This window comes from Sphingosinicella sp. (assembly GCF_052387495.1).
Taxonomy (GTDB): domain Bacteria; phylum Pseudomonadota; class Alphaproteobacteria; order Sphingomonadales; family Sphingomonadaceae; genus Allosphingosinicella.
Genome location: NZ_JBQTJC010000087.1, coordinates 1 through 2105 on the forward strand (window position 1 = coordinate 1; position 2105 = coordinate 2105).

General features: G+C 67.1%; 2 protein-coding genes. One reads left to right on the forward strand and one right to left on the reverse strand.

The window, feature by feature from the left end:
- Positions 1 to 558 precede the first annotated feature (558 nt).
- Positions 559 to 1113 carry a phage integrase N-terminal SAM-like domain-containing protein gene (locus ACT4N8_RS04825; RefSeq protein ID WP_444856999.1) on the forward strand — a complete coding sequence of 185 codons (555 nt, stop codon included), beginning with the start codon at positions 559 to 561 and terminating at the stop codon, positions 1111 to 1113.
- 254 nt (positions 1114 to 1367) lie between these two features.
- Here the strand turns inward: ACT4N8_RS04825 and ACT4N8_RS04830 are convergent.
- Positions 1368 to 2105, reverse strand: a 738-nt coding sequence (locus tag ACT4N8_RS04830; protein ID WP_444857000.1) for an IS66 family transposase, incomplete at its 5' end; no start/stop codon positions are given.

Below are 2105 nucleotides of genomic sequence, written 5' to 3' on the forward strand. Positions count from 1 at the left end.
GTCGCTGACCCGCCATTCCTTGCCCGCCAGGAGCTGTCCGGAGAAGCCGAGGTCCGACTCGACCGACGTGGTCCTGCCATCGCGGGTGACCTCGAAGACGAGCGTCGACAGCCCGATGGACGCCCCGACGTACCCGTTGAACGGCATCAGGTAGTAGCTCGCGATCGCGATCTCGACCGGGGCGAGGGCGTGCGAAGGCCTCCTTCGCCGTCTGGTTGAAGCGTTCGATGGCGCCGCGCCCCTCGCTCACGTACGGCGCGCTGTGGACGAGGTCGATGCCGAGCTGGTCGCAGCCGAAGTGGAAGCGCTCCGCTTTGTAGCCGGGACCTCGGGACCTCGCCCCGAACCCCACCACGAGGGGCGCGGCCCCACGACCCGGCAAGGGCTTCGCCTCTTGACCCCACGGGGGCCTGCTGCCCCTCGACCCCGCCGGACCGGAGCGGAGGCAGCCGGGTGATCTGAGCGCGAAAAAGGGTCGACCCTTGCGGTTCTCTCCGTGCGCCGGATTGGCCGGCGCCACCACCGCAAGGAGTCGACCATGGGTCACTGTGCCAGCGAATGATCGAGGATCTCAAGCTCAAGAACTACGCCCCCGGAACGCGCGCGCAGTACGTCGCCTGCGCGAAGCGGTTCGCCGCGTTCCACATGCGCTCCCCCGCTGAACTGGGCGAGCGCGAAATTCGCGACTTCCTGCTCGCCTTGGTGTTCGAGCGGGCAACCGTCGAGAAGCTGAAGATGCACGTCGCTGCGTTGAAGTTCCTCTACGGCACGACCTTGCGGCGACCCGAGGAAATCGTGGCGCTGCCCTGGCCGAAGGTCCCGCATCGACTGCCCGACATCTTGAGCGGCACCGAGGTCGAGAGGTTGATCGCCGCTATCGAGCCCCTCCTGCACCGCGCGGTGGTGATGGCCGCCTACGGCTCCGGGTTGCGCATCAAAGAGGCTTCGCTCTCTTCGCGCCGACGACATCGACAGCAAGCGGAAGCTCATTCATGTGCGCGGCGGGAAGCGCGCACGCGACCGCTACGTGCCGCTGCCCGACCGGCTGCGGGACTTCCTGCGCGAGTACTGGCGGCAGGTGTTGGGTCGCGCCATGGGCCGCCCTCCGACTGACGATGATCTCATCGTCCCCTTCGCCGACCCGGGCGGCCATTTCGGGGAGCACCTCGACAGACCATGCTCAGGCGGTTCCATGAAGATCTTGAAGACGCTGGGCCTGCGTCCGCGCCGGCAGCATGACGCGCGGCGGTGTTCTTCCGGCAGATGTGTGTCGTCGAGGCGTAGGGCGGAGCCCCTCGGAGGACGGGCGACGGCGCCGCTGTTTCTGGCCTCGGGGACATCGCTTGGCGCGAGGGCGGCGATCGGCGTCAGGCGTGGGGCTCGGAGACGGCGACCGGCGGCTGACTTGGGCCGTGGCCGACCCTGGCGAGGGCGGCGTGGTAGTTCCACGGTAGCCAGTCGGCGGGGCTCTTGGCGACATCCTCGTGGTGGCGCTGGAGCGCGACCAGGTACTCGAAGGGCTCGACGCCGTTCAACTCGGCGGTGTGGATGATGCTCATGAAGAGGTCGCCCACGTGGGCGCCGTTGAGGGTCTTGTAGAAGAGGGCGTTCTTGCGGTGGAGGATCGTCTTTTTCAAGGCGCGCTCACAGATGGAGTTGTCGAGCGGTACACCGGCGACGCGCAGGAAGAGCGTCAGCTTGACCCAGTGGTTGCGCACATAGGTGATCGCCTCGCCCAGGCCCGAGTTCGGCTCGACGTTGTGCTCATCGATCTGCTCGCGCAGCCAGGTCTCCAGCTTCTCCATGAGGGGGCCGCTATTGTTCTGATGGAAGTGCAGGCGCTCATCGGGGGAGAGGCTGCGTTCGCGAGCGATGGCGTCATTCTTGTAGACCGCACCGAGGGTCTCGAGCAGGAAGCGGCACTCCGCGGGGAAATCGTTGACCACGTCGACGAAGTGCCGACGGGCATGGGCGAGACAATTCGCGAGGATGGTCCGAAATTCGCCGGGCAGGTTGCGGTCAAGCGCGTCGCACATCTGGATCGGCGCGCTCAGGTCGGCGGCACGCCGGCGCAGGACATCGCCGAGATTCTCGCCGGCATGCTT